Genomic DNA, 14,073 nt, shown 5'->3' with positions numbered 1-14,073 from the left:
AGGGGAGAGTCATCATGAGCACCGATCCGATTGTCATCACGGGCGCGGCCCGCACGCCGATGGGCGGTTTCCAGGGCGATTTCGCCGGGGTCGAGGCCGCGGCGCTGGGCGCGACCGCGATCCGCGCCGCGCTGGGCGGCCTGGACCCGCAGGCGGTGGACGAGATCATCATGGGCTGCGTGCTGCCCGCCGGCCAGGGCCAGGCCCCGGCGCGGCAGGCGGCGCTGGGCGCGGGCCTGCCCCTGGGCGCGGGGGCCACGACCGTCAACAAGATGTGCGGCTCGGGCATGAAGGCGGCGATGCTGGGCCATGACCTGATCCTGGCCGGCTCGGCCGATGTCGTGGTCGCGGGCGGCATGGAAAGCATGTCGAACGCGCCCTATCTGCTGCCGAAGGCGCGCTCGGGCTATCGCATGGGGCATGGGCAGGTCATGGACCACATGTTCCTGGACGGGCTGGAGGATGCCTATGACAAGGGCCGGCTGATGGGCACATTCGCCGAGGATTGCGCCGAAGCCTATCAGTTCACACGGCAAGCGCAGGACGAGTTCGCGATCTCCTCGCTGACCCGTGCGCAGAAGGCGATTGCCGCCGGGCATTTCGCGGGCGAGATCGCGCCGGTGACGGTCAAGGGCCGCGGCGGCGAGGTGGTGGCCGATACCGACGAGCAGCCGGGCAAGGCGCGGCTGGACAAGATCCCGACGCTGAAGCCGGCCTTCCGGCCGGGGGGCACGGTGACGGCGGCGAACAGTTCCTCGATCTCGGACGGGGCGGCGGCGCTGGTCTTGATGCGGGCCTCCGAGGCCGAGCGGCGCGGGCTGACCCCGCGGGCGCGGATCGTCGGGCACGCGACCTTTGCCGACAAGCCGGGGCTGTTTCCGACCGCGCCCATCGGCGCGGTCCGGCGGTTGCTGGAGCGGACGGGGACGGCGCTTTCGGACTATGATCTGTTCGAGGTGAACGAGGCTTTCGCGGTGGTCGCCATGGCGGCGATGCGCGATCTGGGCCTGTCGCATGAGGCGGTGAATATCCATGGCGGCGCCTGTGCGCTGGGCCATCCCATCGGCGCGTCGGGTGCGCGGGTGCTGGTCACGTTGCTGGCGGCGCTGGAGACGCATGGCGGCCAGCGCGGCATCGCCACGCTTTGCATCGGCGGGGGCGAGGCGACGGCGGTCGCCATCGAGAGGATGGCATGATGCTGACCGAGGAACAGGAGCAGATCCGCGACGCCGTGCGCGACTTTGCGCAAGAGCGGCTGGCGCCGGGGGCGGCGGCGCGGGACCGGGCGCACGCCTTTCCGCGCGCCGAACTGACCGAGATGGGCGCGCTGGGGTTCCTGGGCATGCTGGTGCCCGAGGAACATGGCGGCTCGGAGACCGGCACGGTCGCCTATGCGCTGGCGCTGGAGGAGATCGCGGCGGCGGACGGGGCGTGCTCGACCATCATGTCGGTGCATAGCTCGGTCGGCTGCGTGCCGATCCTGCGCTTCGGCACCGAGGAGCAGAAGGCGCGCTTCCTGCCCAGGATGGCGAGCGGCGAGTGGATCGGCGGCTTTGCGCTGACCGAGCCGCATGCCGGCTCGGACGCGTCGAACCTGCGCACGCGGGCGCGGCGCGAGGGCGGGTATTATGTCATCGACGGCAGCAAGCAGTTCATCACCAGCGGCAAGAACGGTTCGGTGGTGATCGTCTTTGCCGTGACCGATGCGGCGGCGGGGAAGAAGGGGATTTCCGCCTTCATCGTGCCGACGGATACGCCGGGCTACGAGGTGGTCTCGGTCGAGCACAAGCTGGGGCAGCATTCGTCGGACACCTGCGCGCTGGCGTTCAGCGGGATGCGGGTGCCGGTCGAGAACCGGCTGGGCGAAGAGGGCGAGGGCTACAAGATCGCGCTGTCGAACCTGGAGGGCGGGCGCATCGGCATCGCCGCGCAGGCGGTCGGCATGGCGCGCGGCGCCTATGAGGCGGCGCTGGCCTATGCGCGCGAACGCATCACCTTCGGCCGGCCGATCATCGAGCATCAGGCGGTGGCCTTCAAGCTGGCCGACATGGCGGTGCAGATCGACGCGGCGCGGCTGATGGTGCTGCGCGCGGCGCAGTTGCGCGAGGCGGGCAAGCCCTGCCTGACCGAGGCCAGCATGGCCAAGCTCTTCGCCTCGGAAATGGCGGAGAAGGTCTGTTCGGCGGCGATCCAGATCCATGGCGGCTACGGCTACCTGGCCGATTACCCGGTCGAGCGCATCTATCGCGACGTGCGCGTGACCCAGATCTACGAAGGGACGAGCGAGGTGCAGCGCCTCGTCATCGCCCGCAACCTGTGAGGGGGGAGCATGGCTGAGCTGATCGAGATCACGCGGGAGGGTCGGGTGGCGCTGATCCGCCTGAACCGGCCCGAGGCGCTGAACGCGCTGAACTCGGCCCTGGCCGAGGAATTGACGGCGGCGGCCGAGGCGCTGGACGCGGACCGGGGGGTGGGGGCCATCGTCGTCACCGGCTCGGACCGCGCCTTCGCCGCGGGGGCGGATATTTCGGAAATGGCCGAGAAAAGCGCCGAGGCAATGGTCGAGGCGGATTTCTTTGCCATCTGGGACCGCTTCGCCGCGACGCGCACGCCGAAGATCGCGGCGGTGAACGGCTATGCCCTGGGCGGCGGCTGCGAGCTGATGATGATGTGCGATTTCGCCATCGCCGGCGAGGGGGCGAAATTCGGCCAGCCCGAGGTCAAGCTGGGGGTGATCGCCGGCATGGGCGGCACGCAGCGGATGACGAAACTGATCGGGCGGGCGCTGTCGATGGACCTGCACCTGACCGGGCGGATGATGGATGCGGCCGAGGCGCTGCGCGCCGGGCTGGTGGCGCGGGTGGTGCCCGACGATCAGGTCGTGCCCGAGGCGATGGCGGCGGCGCGGCAGATCGCCGGCTATTCGCGGCCGGCGACGCGGCTGGCGCGCGAGGCGGTGATGCGGGCCGAGGAGCTGTCGCTGGCCGAGGGCGTGGCCTGGGAACGGCGGCTGTTCCACCGGCTGTTCGGCACCGAGGGCCAGCGCGAGGGCATGCGGGCCTTCCTGGAAAAGCGCAAGCCGGAGTTTCACCGCGACTGACCGGAACCGGGGGCGGCAGCCCGCCGGCCGGGCGGCGCTTTGCGTTGCGCGGCGGGCGGGCGGCGTGTAGAACCTGCCCGATTGAGCGTTGCGAAGGGAGCCCGTGCATGCGCAGAGTTGTCGTCACCGGACTGGGGATGGTCACGCCGCTGGCCTCGGGGGTCGAGGAGACCTGGTCGAGGCTTCTGGCCGGGGAATCCGGCGCCGGACCGATCACCCGGTTCGACACCAAGGACGTGGCGACGAAATATGCCTGCGAGCTCCCCTTTGGCGACGGCTCGGGCGGGACGTTCAACCCCGACGACTGGATGGAGCCCAAGGACCGGCGCAAGGTCGACGACTTCATCCTTTACGGCATGGCCGCCGCGACGCAGGCGGTGAAGGATTCCGGCTGGGAGCCGGCGAACGAGGACGAGCGCGAGCGCACCGGGGTCATGATCGGCTCGGGCATCGGCGGGCTTTCCTCGATCGCCGATACCGCGGTGCTGATCAAGGAACGCGGGCCGAAGCGGGTCTCGCCCTTCTTCATTCCGGGGGCGCTGATCAACCTGGTCTCGGGCCAGGTCTCGATCCGCTTCGGCTTCAAGGGGCCGAACCATGCGGTGGTCACGGCCTGCTCGACCGGGGCGCATGCCATCGGCGACGCGGCGCGGCTGATCATGCTGGGCGATGCGGACGTGATGATCGCGGGCGGCGCCGAGAGCCCGATCTGCGAGATCGGCATCGCCGGCTTCAACGCCTGCAAGGCGCTGTCCACCAAGCGCGAGGACGACCCCAAGGCGGCCAGCCGGCCCTGGGACGTGGACCGCGACGGCTTCGTCATGGGCGAGGGCGCCGGCGTCGTCGTGCTGGAGGAATACGAGCATGCCAAGGCGCGCGGCGCCAAGATCTATGCCGAGATCCTGGGCTATGGCCTGTCGGGCGACGCCTATCACATCACCGCCCCCAGCGAGGACGGCGACGGCGGCTTCCGCAGCATGACCAACGCGCTGAAGCGCGCCAACCTGACGCCGGGCGAGCTGGACTATATCAACGCGCATGGCACCTCGACCATGGCCGACGTGATCGAGCTGGGCGCGGTCGAGCGGCTGATGGGCGATGCGGCGGGCAATGTGGTGATGTCCTCGACCAAGTCGAGCATCGGGCACCTGCTGGGCGCGGCGGGCGCGGTCGAGGCGATCTTCTGCATCCTGGCGATCCGCGACCAGATCTGCCCGCCGACCATCAACCTGGACGACCAGGCGCGCGAGACGCCGATCGACCTGGCCGCCAATGCCGCGGTGCGGCGCAAGGTGGACCATGTGCTGTCCAACAGCTTCGGCTTCGGCGGCACCAATGCGAGCCTGGTGATGGGACGGGTCAAGGAATGATCTGGCGCCACATCGCGTCGAATTTCCTGACGCTGCTGATCGTGATCCTGATCGCGGTCGCGGCGGCCATCGCCTGGGGCAAGCACGAATACACCCGGCCCGGCCCCAGCGCCGTGGCCGCCTGCGTGCGCGTCGCCCCCGGCGCCAGCCTGAACGCGGTCAGCCAGCAGCTGGCCGAGCAGGGCGTGGTGTCCAATGCCTATATCTTCCGGGCGGGCGCCGATTATGCCGGGAAATCGCGCGATCTGAAATACGGCTCCTACCTGATGCCGCCGCAGTCCAGCATGGAGGAGATCGTCCGGGTCATCACCGCCGGCGGTCCCAGCACCTGCGGCACCGAGGTGGTGTTCCGCATCGGTGTGCGCGAGAACTCGGTGATCCTGCGCGACATGGATGCCGAGACCGGGGTCTTTGCCGAGCAGGCGAAATACAACCCCGCCAGCGAGCCCGCGCCCGAGGTCATCGCGGCCGCGGAAGCCAAGCCGGATGCGCGGCTGCGCATCTCGGTCGCCGAGGGGGTGACGAGCTGGCAGGTGGCCGAGGGGCTGAAGCAGGCCGGCTTCCTGGGCGGCGAGGTCGCGGACCTGCCCGAGGAGGGCAGCCTCGCCCCCGACACCTACGACGTCGAGAAGGGCGCCGACCGCGCCGCGCTGCTGGCCGAGATGGAGCGGCGGCAGGCGGCGATCCTGGCCGCGGCCTGGGAGGCGCGCGAGCCCGACCTGCCCTATGCCACGCCCGAGGAGGCGCTGGTCATGGCCTCGATCATCGAGAAGGAGACCGGGCAGCCGAACGAGCGGCGGATGGTGGCCAGCGTCTTTGTCAACCGGATGCGGCAGGGGATGCGGCTGGAGACCGACCCGACGGTGATCTACGGCATCACCGGCGGCAAGGGGGTCCTGGACCGCGGCATCCGCGCCTCGGAACTGCGGCGGCGCACGCCCTACAACACCTATCAGATCGACGGGCTGCCGCCGACGCCCATCGCCAATCCCGGCCGGGCCGCCATCGCCGCGGCGATGGACCCGGAAGATACCGATTACGTGTTCTTCGTGGCCGACGGCTCGGGCGGGCACGCCTTTGCCCGCACGCTGGAGGAGCACAACCGCAACGTCGCCCGCTGGCGCGAGATCGAGCGCCAGCGCGGCCAGCCGCTGTCGCCGGTGCAGGGCGACTGATCGGCCTTGCCGGAGGGCCGGTCGGTTTTTTTGGGTATTTGGGGAACGGAGAAGGCGCATGCCTGTGCCCCGGACCCGGCGGCGGCGGGTGTTGCGCCGGGCGTGCGCTGCGGTGTTGCATTCGGCAAGGGATTGTTCTTGCGGGGGAAATCGGCGCCGCGGCGATCAACCGAGGGTTTTGCGTTGACTCGGCGCACGCCCTGAAGTAGAAATTACCCATGCTGGGAGAGATGGGCAAGCGGCCGGGGGGCGACCCCGAGGCCGCTTTTTTCATGTCTCGCTCGTGCGGACAGGCACACGAGGGCAGGGCGATCAAGAATGACCAAGAGTTTCGATCCGGGGCCGCAGGCGCCGGAAGGGCCTTTCGTGCCCGGCGCCGAGGCGGCGGACACAAACGTGCTGGAGATCGCGGATGGGCTGTTCCGGTCCTATGCGGCCGAGCTGAACCGGCTGCGGGAAAGGATCGAGGCCGGCGAGACCGGCGAGTTGAAGGAATCCGGCAAGCTGGTGCGCGAACTGCGGGCCGCGACCCAGATGGTGCTGGAGGAAAGGAGCAAGGTTGACAAGCTTCGCAAGGATGCTGCCGGGCGGGTCGGTGCAGGCGCACTCGACCTTGACGCGGCACGAGACGAGATCGGGCGCCGCCTGGCTTGCCTGCGCCGGGCCCGAGGAGGTTGACGCGTTCCTGGGGGGCCTGGGCGACAATGCGCTGGCGGCGCTGCCCTGGCTTTTCGAGTTCTGGGCGCTGCCGCACCAACTGCCGCCCGAGGGCGACTGGAAGAGCTGGGTGATCATGGGCGGGCGCGGCGCGGGCAAGACCCGCGCCGGCGCCGAATGGGTGCGCGCCCAGGTCGAGGGCGCGACCCCCGAGGGGCCGGGCCGCGCGCGCCGGGTGGCGCTGGTCAGCGAGACGCTGGACCAGGCGCGCGACGTGATGGTGTTCGGGGAATCGGGGATCCTGGCCTCGTCCCCGCCGGACCGGCGGCCGGAATGGGAGGCGGGGCGGCGGCGGCTGGTCTGGCCGAACGGGGCCACGGCGCAGCTATACTCGGCCCATGAGCCCGAGGCGCTGCGCGGGCCGCAGTTCGACGCGGCCTGGGTCGACGAGCTGGCCAAGTGGAAGAAGGCCGAGGAATGCTGGGACATGCTGCAATTCGCGCTGCGGCTGGGGCCGCATCCGCAGCAGGTCGTCACCACCACGCCGCGCAACGTGGCGGTGCTGAAGCGGCTGTTGCGGCAGTCCTCGACCGTGACCACCCATGCGCCGACCGACGCGAACCGGGCCTATCTGGCCGAGAGCTTCCTGGCCGAGGTGCAGGCGCGCTATGGCGGCACCCGGCTGGGGCGGCAGGAGCTGGAGGGGTTGCTGCTGGAGGATGTCGAGGGGGCGCTGTGGAGCGCGGGCCTGCTGGAGCGCTGCCGCGCCGAGGCGGCGCCGGCGCTGTCGCGCATCGTCGTCGCGGTCGATCCGGCGGTGACGGCGGGGGCGGCTTCGGACGAATGCGGCATCGTGGTCGCCGGGGTGGTGGCCGAGGGGCCGGTGACGGATTGGCGGGCCTATGTGCTGGAGGATGCCTCGGTCCGGGGCGGGCCCCTGGACTGGGCGCGGGCGGCGATCGCGGCGATGCGGCGGCACGGGGCCGAGCGGCTGGTGGCCGAGGTCAACCAGGGCGGCGACCTGGTCGAGAGCGTGATCCGCCAGGTCGATCCGCTGGTGCCGTTCCGCGCCCTGCGGGCGGGGCGCGGCAAGGGCTTGCGCGCCGAGCCGGTGGCGGCGCTTTACGAGCAGGGGCGGGTCAGCCACCTGCGCGGGCTGGGGCTGTTGGAGGAGCAGATGTGCCGCATGACGGTCGCGGGCTATGACGGCAGGGGGTCGCCCGACCGGCTGGATGCGCTGGTCTGGGCGATCCACGAGCTGATGATCGAGCCGGGGGCGCATCACCTGCGCCCGGCGGTGCGGGGGCTTTAGGGGGCTTTGCCCCCCGCGCCTGCGGCCCCCCTCGACGGGGGGCCGCAGGCGCTCCCCCCAGGGTATTTTCGAAACGGAGAAGGGCCTTTCGGGGTCCGGGAGGGGTCGCGGGCGCGGCCCCTTTTTCTTTGGGATTCAGGAGGAACCGATGGCATTTCCCTGGTTCGGGCGGGGGGCTGCGCCCGCGAGGCCGCCCGTCGCGGTCGAGAAGAAGGCCAGCGCCGCCGGCAAGCTGGTGGCGCTGGCGGCGGGTTCGGGCCGCGTGGTCTGGTCGCCGCGCGACACGGTCAGCCTGATGCGCCTGGGCTTCGTCGGCAATCCGGTCGGGTTCCGCGCCGTGCGGCTGATCGCCGAGGCGGCCGCCGCCGTGCCGCTGATCTGCCAGGACCGCGAGCGCCGCTATGAGGTGCATCCGGTGCTGGACCTCTTGCGCCGGCCCAATCCGGGCCAGGGCCGGGCCGAGCTGTTCGAGGCGCTCTACGGCCAGATCCTGCTGAGCGGCGACGGCTATCTGGAGGCGGTGGGCGAGGGCGCGAAGGGGCTGCCGGCCGAGCTGCACGTGCTGCGCGCGGACCGGATGGCGGTGGTGCCGGGGCCGGACGGCTGGCCGGTCGCCTATGAATATGGCGTGGGCGGGCGCAAGGTCCGCTTCGACATGGCCGGCAGTCCCGATCCGATCTGCCATATCCGCAGCTTTCATCCGCTGGACGACCATCACGGGCTGTCGCCCATGCAGGCGGCCGCGGTGGCGGTGGATGTCCACAACAGCGCCTCGAGCTGGTCCAAGGCGCTTCTGGACAATGCGGCGCGGCCCAGTGGCGCCATCGTCTACCGCGGCGCCGACGGCCAGGGCAGCCTGTCGCCGGACCAGTACGAGCGCCTTGTGACCGAGATGGAGATGCATCACCAGGGCGCGAGGAACGCCGGGCGGCCGATGTTGCTGGAGGGCGGGCTCGACTGGAAGCCGATGGGGTTTTCGCCGAGCGACATGGAGTTCCACCAGACCAAGCTGGCCGCCGCGCGCGAGATCGCGCAGGCCTTCGGCGTGCCGCCGATGCTGATCGGCATTCCCGGCGAGGCGACCTATGCCAATTACGCCGAGGCGCACCGGGCCTTCTACCGGCTGACGGTGCTGCCGCTGGTCTCGCGCGTGGCCGGCGCCCTGGCCTGGTGGCTGTCCGAGCACCTGGGGGCCGAGATCGACCTGCGCGCCGATCCCGACCAGGTGCCGGCCTTGGCCGAGGAGCGCGACCAGCATTGGAAGCGCGTCGGCGAGGCCGGTTTCCTGACCCCGGCCGAGAAGCGGGCGGCGCTGGGCCTGCCGCCCTTGGCCGATGCGGAGGGGTAGATGGAGGGCTCGCGTTTCGTCAAGGAGCCCTTCGACTGGCACGACCAGCGCCTTGAGACGCAGGAGCGGATCATGGCGCTGCAATTTTCCCAGGTGGAGCGCCGGCTGGAGCGTATCGAGGCGCTGATCGAGGGGCTGGAGCGGCGGTTGTGGATGACCGTCTATGGCGTCGTCGCGGTCATCCTGACCCAGGCGGTGCAGTCGATTCTGGAATATGCGCCGAAAGGAGGCTGAGATGGGCCCAAGCCATGACGGGCTGGAGTTGAAATATGCCGCCGGCGGACCGGTGGTGGCCGAGGGCACGCGGATCGAGGGCTATGCCAGCCTGTTCGGCCTGGCCGACCAGGGCGGCGACGTCGTTGTCCGCGGCGCCTATGCCGCCAGCCTGAAGCGGCTGGAGGCGCGGGGCGACCGGGTGCGGATGCTGTGGCAGCACGATCCCGCCCGGCCCATCGGCGTCTGGGAGGAGATCCGCGAGGACGAGAAGGGGCTTTGGGTCAAGGGGCGCCTGCTGCCCGAGATCGCCCAGGCCCGCGAGGCGGCGGCGCTGGTCGCGGCGGGGGCCATCGACGGGCTGTCGATCGGCTATCGCACCGTTTCCGCCGAGCGCGACGGCAAGGGCCGGCGCCTGCTGACCGAGGTCGAGCTGTGGGAGGTGTCGCTGGTGACGTTCCCGATGCTGGCCGAGGCCAAGGTCGGGACCAAGTCGGACCGGCTGCACGAGATGGCGGCGGCCTTTCGGGCCGCGACGCTGGCGCTGCGCGCCAAGTGAGTTTCACCGAAACGGAGGGGATCATGACCGAGGTGAAAGCCGCGGCCGGGGCGGATGTGCCCGGCGACCTGGGGGCCGAGATGCTGGGCTTTGTCCAGGAGTTGAAGGCATTCCGCAGCGAGATTCAGAACCGATTGGAAGCACAGGAAACACGCATGACCATGCTGGACCGCAAGACCATTTCCCGCCCCCGCGCCCCCCTGTCGGCCGAGGCCGACCAGGGCGCGCCGCATCAGAAGGCCTTTGACGCCTATATCCGCCATGGCGACGACGGCGCGCTGCGCGGGTTGCCGCTGGAGGGCAAGGCGATGACCTCGACCTCGGACGGGGGGTTCCTGGCGGCGCCGACGGTGGCCATGCAGGTGCAGGAGGCGCTGAACGTTACCGCGTCATTGCGCCGCGTCGCCAATGTGGTGACGGTGGAATCCGCAAGCTACGAGGTGCTGGTGGACATGGGCGACATCGCCCATGGCTGGGCCACCGAGGCCACGGCCCAGGCCGAGACCGGCACCCCCAGCGTGCAGCGGGTGGTGATCCCGGTGCATGAGCTTTCCGCCATGCCCAAGGCCAGCCAGCGCCTGCTGGACGACGCGGCCTTCGATGTCGAGACCTGGCTGGCCGGGCGCATCGCCGAAAAATTCGCCCGCGCCGAGGCCACGGCCTTTGTCAGCGGCGACGGCGTGAACAAGCCGCGCGGCATCCTGACCCATGCCAAGGCGCCGAACGGCACCGCGACCAATGTGCAGATCGGCACCATCCCGTCGGGCGGGAACGGCGATTTCGCCGCCACCAACCCGGCCAATGCGCTGATCGACCTGGTCTATGCGCTGGGGGCGCAATACCGCGCCAATGCCAGCTTCGTGATGAACTCGAAAACCGCCGCCGCGGTGCGCAAGATGCGCGATGCGGACGGCCGCTTCCTGTGGGCGGACAGCCTGGCCATGGGGCAGCCCGCGCAGCTTCTGGGCTATCCGGTGCTGGTCTGCGAGGACATGCCCGACATCGCCCAGGGCTCGCATTCCATCGCCTTTGGCGACTTCCGCTCGGCCTATACCATTGTCGAGCGGCCGGACCTGCGGGTGCTGCGCGATCCCTTCTCGGCCAAGCCGCATGTGCTGTTTTATGCCAGCAAGCGGGTGGGCGGCGGCGTCACCGATGCCCGCGCGGTCAAGCTGATGGTCTTCGGCTGATCCAGCGCCGAAGCGGGGGCCGCGCCGGTCGCCTGTGCCCTGCCGGCAAATGCAACTGTCCGCGCGCGCCAGGGTGCGGCGGCGCGGCCCCCTTTGCCCGAAGCCCTGCGAGTGGGAGAGACGAGGATGATGCTTGTGGAAGTGACGGCGCCCGCGGCCGGGGCGCTGCCCGTCGCGGTGTTGCGCGACCATCTGCGGCTGGGAACCGGGTTCGGCACCGGCGAGGACCCGGCCGAAACCGCGGCGCTGGCGGGGTTCCTGCGCGCGGCCATCGCCACCGTCGAGGCGCGCACCGGCAAGGTGCTGCTGGCCCGGCGGTTCCGGCTGCGGCTGGAGGCATGGCGCGACCCGATGGGCCCAGCCCCTGCCGCTGGCCCCGGTCGAGACGGTCGAGGCGGTCGAGATCGCCGATGCGGCGGGCGCAGCGGTGCCGGTCGATCCGGCGGCCTGGAGGCTGGTGGCGGACATGCAGCGGCCGGTGCTGGCGCCGGTGGGCACGGTCCTGCCGGCGGTGCCCCTGGGCGGGTTCGCCGAGATCACCTTTGCCGCCGGGTTCGGGGCGGAATGGGCGCAGGTGCCGGCCGATTTGGCGCAGGCGGTGCTGCTGCTGGCCGCGCGCTATCACGAGGATCGCAGCTTTCAGGGCTCGGCGGGGGCGCTGCCCTTTGGCGTCAGCGCGCTGATCGAGCGCTGGCGCTCGGTCCGGGTGCTGGGGGGGCGCGGCCAGTCGCGCGGCCGGGCATGAGGGCGCCGCGGCCGACGGTGCCGCTGGTGGTGGAAGCGCCGCTTGGGGTGCCCGACGGGATGGGCGGGTTCCGCCTGACCTGGCAGGAGGTCGGGCGCCTCTGGGCCGAGATGCGGTCGGGCGCGGGGGCGGAGCGCATCGCCGAGGTGGGGGCGCAGAGCGTCGTGACCTGGCGGATCACCGTCAGGGCGGCGCCTGCCGGCGATGCCCGCCGCCCGCGCCCCGAGCAGCGGCTGCGGCTGGGCGCGGGCGCGGCCGCCCGGCGCTTTCGCATCGAGGCGGTGGCCGAGAGCGATGCCGGCGGCCGCTGGCTGGTCTGCATCGCGAAAGAGGAGTCCCTGGCATGAGCTATCTTGCAACGGCCGCCCTGCAGGCCGCGGTCTATCGCCGCCTGCGCGAGGACGGCGCGCTGGCGGCGCTGGTGGGCGACGCGATCTATGACGCCATGCCGGTGGCGGCGCCGGCGGGGCTTTATGTCTCGCTGGGGCCCGAGGAGGTGCGCGACGCGGGCGACATGACGGCCGGCGGCGCGGTGCATGATTTCGTCGTCTCGGTCCTGTCGGGGGCCGAGGCGGCGGGCGGCTTCGGCGCGGTCAAGGCGGCGGCGGTCGCGGTCAGCGAGGCGCTGGAGGCGGCCGACATGGCGCTGGATCGCGGGCACCTGGCGGGGCTGTGGTTCCTGCGCGCCCGCGCGCGGCGGGCGGAAAACGGCGCGGGGCGGCGGGTCGACCTGACCTTTCGCGCGCGCATCGACCTGGGTTGAGGAGAGACGGTGATGGCGGTGCAGAACGGACGCGACCTGCTGATCAAGATGGACATGACCGGCGACGGCCATTTCGAGACCGTGGCGGGGCTGCGGGCGACCCGGCTGGGCTTCAATGCCGAGACGGTGGACGTGACGAGCCTGGAAAGCGAGGGGCGCTGGCGCGAGCTGCTGGCGGGCGCGGGGGTGCGCTCGGCCAGCATCTCGGGGTCGGGGGTGTTCCGGGACGGGACCACGGACGAGCGCGCGCGGCAGGTGTTCTTCGACGGCGAGGTGCCGCGCTTCCAGGTGGTGATCCCGGATTTCGGCACGGTCGAGGGGCCGTTCCAGATCACGGCGCTGGAATATGCGGGCAGTTACAATGGCGAGGCGACCTATGAGATTTCCATGGCAAGCGCGGGCGCGATCAGCTTCGTCGCGTTCTGAGATGGCCAATCCGCTGGCGGGCGAGGTCGAGATCTGGCTGGACGGGCGGCGCCATGTCGCCCGGCTGACGCTGGGCGCGCTGGCCGGGCTTGAGGCCGAGCTGGGCGCGGAAAGCATGATCGCGCTGGTCGAGCGCTTCGAGGGCGGGCGGTTTTCCAGCCGCGACGTGATGGCGGTGCTGGTCGCGGGCCTGCGGGCGGGCGGCTGGCCGGGCGGCATGGACGCGCTGGCCTCGGCGGACCTGCGCGGCGGGCCGGTCGCCGCGGCCCATGCGGCGGCGGCGCTGCTGGCGCGGGCCTTTCGCATCGAGGGCGCATGAGCGGCGGGCTGGACTGGCCGGGGTTGATGCGCATGGGCCTGGGCCCGGCGCGGCTGGGCGGACTGGGGCTGACGCCGGCCGAGTTCTGGGCGCTGACCCCGGCCGAGCTGGCGTTGATGCTGGGCGTCGAGGCGCGGGGCGCGGCGATGACGCGCGACCGGCTGGCCGAGCTGGTCGTGCGCTATCCCGACCGGCCCGCCGGTTAGCATGAGGGAAAAGGAGGCGCCGTCATGGCGAACAAGGACGGATTGGACCGGCTGGACGAGGACGGTCCCGCGCTGGGCCGGGGGCTGGAGCAGAGCGCGCGGCTGGCGGCGGAGTTCGACGCCGAGCTGGCGCGGCTGCGGGCCTCGATGGTCCATACCAACCGCGAGGTGGGCACGCTGACATCGGGCATCGGCAGCGGGCTGCGCCGGGCGTTCTCGGGGCTGGTATTCGACGGCATGAAGCTGTCGGACGCGCTGAAGGGCATCGCGCGCAGCATGGCCGACAGCGCATTCGCCGTGGCGATGAAGCCGATCGAGCAGGCGCTGGCCGGGGCGATCGCGCAGGGGGTGAACGGCATGGTCTCGGCGGCGCTGCCCTTTGCGGATGGCGTTGCCTTCGCGCAGGGGCGGGTGATGCCCTTTGCCAAGGGGGGCGTGGTGAGCCAGCCGACCTATTTCCCGATGCGCGGCGCGACCGGGCTGATGGGCGATGCCGGGGCCGAGGCGATCATGCCCTTGCGCCGCGGCGCGGACGGGCGGCTGGGGGTCGCGGCCCAGGGCGGGGGGCGGCCGGTCAGCGTGACCTTCAACGTCTCGACCCCCGACGTGGCGGGGTTCCAGCGCAGCCAGAGCCAGATCGCCGCCCAGATGGGCCGGCTGCTGGCGCGCGGGGAAAGGAACGGGTGAGCC

Annotated in this window: 17 protein-coding genes and 1 pseudogene; all 18 read left to right on the top strand. The window is 71.3% G+C overall.

What is annotated here, in order from left to right:
- Positions 1 to 14 precede the first annotated feature (14 nt).
- The 18 genes and pseudogenes from KF941_RS19880 (at position 15) to KF941_RS19795 (ending at position 14,070) form a co-directional block, all read left to right on the top strand.
- The gene (locus tag KF941_RS19880; protein WP_214274319.1) at positions 15 to 1,196 is read left to right on the top strand and encodes an acetyl-CoA C-acyltransferase; all 1,182 of its coding nucleotides are present in this window, start codon (positions 15 to 17) and stop codon (positions 1,194 to 1,196) included.
- Entirely contained in the window at positions 1,193 to 2,320 is a 1,128-nt protein-coding gene (locus tag KF941_RS19875; RefSeq protein ID WP_214274318.1) for an acyl-CoA dehydrogenase family protein, read from the top strand. Before KF941_RS19880 ends, KF941_RS19875 begins: the two co-directional genes overlap by 4 nt.
- A 9-nt stretch (positions 2,321 to 2,329) precedes the next feature.
- The gene (locus KF941_RS19870; RefSeq protein WP_072462101.1) at positions 2,330 to 3,100 is read left to right on the top strand and encodes an enoyl-CoA hydratase-related protein; all 771 of its coding nucleotides are present in this window, start codon (positions 2,330 to 2,332) and stop codon (positions 3,098 to 3,100) included.
- Positions 3,101 to 3,207: 107 nt separating this feature from the next.
- Entirely contained in the window at positions 3,208 to 4,470 is a 1,263-nt protein-coding gene (fabF, locus tag KF941_RS19865; protein WP_214274317.1) for a beta-ketoacyl-ACP synthase II, read from the top strand.
- Positions 4,467 to 5,645 carry an endolytic transglycosylase MltG gene (gene mltG / locus KF941_RS19860; RefSeq protein ID WP_036760259.1) on the top strand — a complete coding sequence of 393 codons (1,179 nt, stop codon included), beginning with the start codon at positions 4,467 to 4,469 and terminating at the stop codon, positions 5,643 to 5,645. Before fabF ends, mltG begins: the two co-directional genes overlap by 4 nt.
- 318 nt (positions 5,646 to 5,963) lie before the next feature.
- Positions 5,964 to 6,323, top strand: coding sequence for a hypothetical protein (locus KF941_RS19855; RefSeq protein ID WP_052096250.1), 360 nt, complete (start codon positions 5,964 to 5,966; stop codon positions 6,321 to 6,323).
- Complete coding sequence (locus tag KF941_RS19850; protein ID WP_214274624.1) at positions 6,223 to 7,614, top strand: terminase family protein; 1,392 nt, start codon at positions 6,223 to 6,225, stop codon at positions 7,612 to 7,614. The genes KF941_RS19855 and KF941_RS19850 overlap by 101 nt, the downstream gene beginning before the upstream one ends.
- 148 nt (positions 7,615 to 7,762) lie before the next feature.
- Complete coding sequence (locus KF941_RS19845; RefSeq protein WP_214274316.1) at positions 7,763 to 8,962, top strand: phage portal protein; 1,200 nt, start codon at positions 7,763 to 7,765, stop codon at positions 8,960 to 8,962.
- Positions 8,963 to 9,196, top strand: coding sequence for a hypothetical protein (locus KF941_RS19840; RefSeq protein WP_024843692.1), 234 nt, complete (start codon positions 8,963 to 8,965; stop codon positions 9,194 to 9,196).
- Between the two features lies 1 nt (position 9,197).
- Positions 9,198 to 9,734, top strand: a complete 537-nt coding sequence (locus KF941_RS19835) for an HK97 family phage prohead protease (protein WP_240540497.1) — start codon at positions 9,198 to 9,200, stop codon at positions 9,732 to 9,734.
- 23 nt (positions 9,735 to 9,757) lie between these two features.
- Positions 9,758 to 10,924, top strand: a complete 1,167-nt coding sequence (locus KF941_RS19830) for a phage major capsid protein (protein ID WP_214274314.1) — start codon at positions 9,758 to 9,760, stop codon at positions 10,922 to 10,924.
- A gap of 126 nt (positions 10,925 to 11,050) precedes the next feature.
- Positions 11,051 to 11,669, top strand: a pseudogene (locus KF941_RS19825) (hypothetical protein).
- On the top strand, positions 11,666 to 12,016 hold the full coding sequence (locus tag KF941_RS19820) for a head-tail adaptor protein (RefSeq protein ID WP_214274313.1): 351 nt from the start codon (positions 11,666 to 11,668) through the stop codon (positions 12,014 to 12,016). Before KF941_RS19825 ends, KF941_RS19820 begins: the two are co-directional and overlap by 4 nt.
- Complete coding sequence (locus tag KF941_RS19815; protein WP_036760253.1) at positions 12,013 to 12,432, top strand: DUF3168 domain-containing protein; 420 nt, start codon at positions 12,013 to 12,015, stop codon at positions 12,430 to 12,432. The genes KF941_RS19820 and KF941_RS19815 overlap by 4 nt, the downstream gene beginning before the upstream one ends.
- Positions 12,433 to 12,444: 12 nt before the next feature.
- Positions 12,445 to 12,858, top strand: a complete 414-nt coding sequence (locus KF941_RS19810; RefSeq protein ID WP_024843686.1) for a phage major tail protein, TP901-1 family — start codon at positions 12,445 to 12,447, stop codon at positions 12,856 to 12,858.
- A 1-nt stretch (position 12,859) separates the two neighbouring features.
- Positions 12,860 to 13,177, top strand: coding sequence for a gene transfer agent family protein (locus tag KF941_RS19805; RefSeq protein ID WP_036760252.1), 318 nt, complete (start codon positions 12,860 to 12,862; stop codon positions 13,175 to 13,177).
- Positions 13,174 to 13,383: a phage tail assembly chaperone gene (locus tag KF941_RS19800; RefSeq protein WP_214274312.1), complete on the top strand. Its 210-nt coding sequence runs from the start codon at positions 13,174 to 13,176 to the stop codon at positions 13,381 to 13,383. Before KF941_RS19805 ends, KF941_RS19800 begins: the two co-directional genes overlap by 4 nt.
- Positions 13,384 to 13,407: 24 nt before the next feature.
- The gene (locus KF941_RS19795) at positions 13,408 to 14,070 is read left to right on the top strand and encodes a phage tail tape measure protein (RefSeq protein WP_214274311.1); all 663 of its coding nucleotides are present in this window, start codon (positions 13,408 to 13,410) and stop codon (positions 14,068 to 14,070) included.
- The last annotated feature ends 3 nt before the right edge of the window (positions 14,071 to 14,073 follow it).

Source organism: Paracoccus sp. pheM1, assembly GCF_018499825.1.
In the GTDB taxonomy this organism is placed as follows: Bacteria; Pseudomonadota; Alphaproteobacteria; order Rhodobacterales; family Rhodobacteraceae; genus Paracoccus; species Paracoccus versutus.
The sequence above is the reverse complement of the archived record's forward strand: the minus strand, read 5'-3'. Positions and strand labels throughout refer to the sequence as shown.

Bases quoted from the DNA above. Each gene is read 5' to 3' on its own strand.
- fabF (WP_214274317.1), top strand. From the start codon at position 3,208: ATGCGCAGAGTTGTCGTCACCGGACTGGGGATGGTCACGCCGCTGGCC.
- KF941_RS19830 (WP_214274314.1), top strand. From the start codon at position 9,758: ATGACCGAGGTGAAAGCCGCGGCCGGGGCGGATGTGCCCGGCGACCTG.
- KF941_RS19800 (WP_214274312.1), top strand. From the start codon at position 13,174: ATGAGCGGCGGGCTGGACTGGCCGGGGTTGATGCGCATGGGCCTGGGC.
- KF941_RS19855 (WP_052096250.1), top strand. From the start codon at position 5,964: ATGACCAAGAGTTTCGATCCGGGGCCGCAGGCGCCGGAAGGGCCTTTC.
- KF941_RS19880 (WP_214274319.1), top strand. From the start codon at position 15: ATGAGCACCGATCCGATTGTCATCACGGGCGCGGCCCGCACGCCGATG.
- KF941_RS19795 (WP_214274311.1), top strand. From the start codon at position 13,408: ATGGCGAACAAGGACGGATTGGACCGGCTGGACGAGGACGGTCCCGCG.
- mltG (WP_036760259.1), top strand. From the start codon at position 4,467: ATGATCTGGCGCCACATCGCGTCGAATTTCCTGACGCTGCTGATCGTG.
- KF941_RS19845 (WP_214274316.1), top strand. From the start codon at position 7,763: ATGGCATTTCCCTGGTTCGGGCGGGGGGCTGCGCCCGCGAGGCCGCCC.
- KF941_RS19840 (WP_024843692.1), top strand. From the start codon at position 8,963: ATGGAGGGCTCGCGTTTCGTCAAGGAGCCCTTCGACTGGCACGACCAG.
- KF941_RS19875 (WP_214274318.1), top strand. From the start codon at position 1,193: ATGATGCTGACCGAGGAACAGGAGCAGATCCGCGACGCCGTGCGCGAC.
- KF941_RS19850 (WP_214274624.1), top strand. From the start codon at position 6,223: ATGCTGCCGGGCGGGTCGGTGCAGGCGCACTCGACCTTGACGCGGCAC.
- KF941_RS19815 (WP_036760253.1), top strand. From the start codon at position 12,013: ATGAGCTATCTTGCAACGGCCGCCCTGCAGGCCGCGGTCTATCGCCGC.
- KF941_RS19870 (WP_072462101.1), top strand. From the start codon at position 2,330: ATGGCTGAGCTGATCGAGATCACGCGGGAGGGTCGGGTGGCGCTGATC.
- KF941_RS19810 (WP_024843686.1), top strand. From the start codon at position 12,445: ATGGCGGTGCAGAACGGACGCGACCTGCTGATCAAGATGGACATGACC.
- KF941_RS19835 (WP_240540497.1), top strand. From the start codon at position 9,198: ATGGGCCCAAGCCATGACGGGCTGGAGTTGAAATATGCCGCCGGCGGA.
- KF941_RS19820 (WP_214274313.1), top strand. From the start codon at position 11,666: ATGAGGGCGCCGCGGCCGACGGTGCCGCTGGTGGTGGAAGCGCCGCTT.
- KF941_RS19805 (WP_036760252.1), top strand. From the start codon at position 12,860: ATGGCCAATCCGCTGGCGGGCGAGGTCGAGATCTGGCTGGACGGGCGG.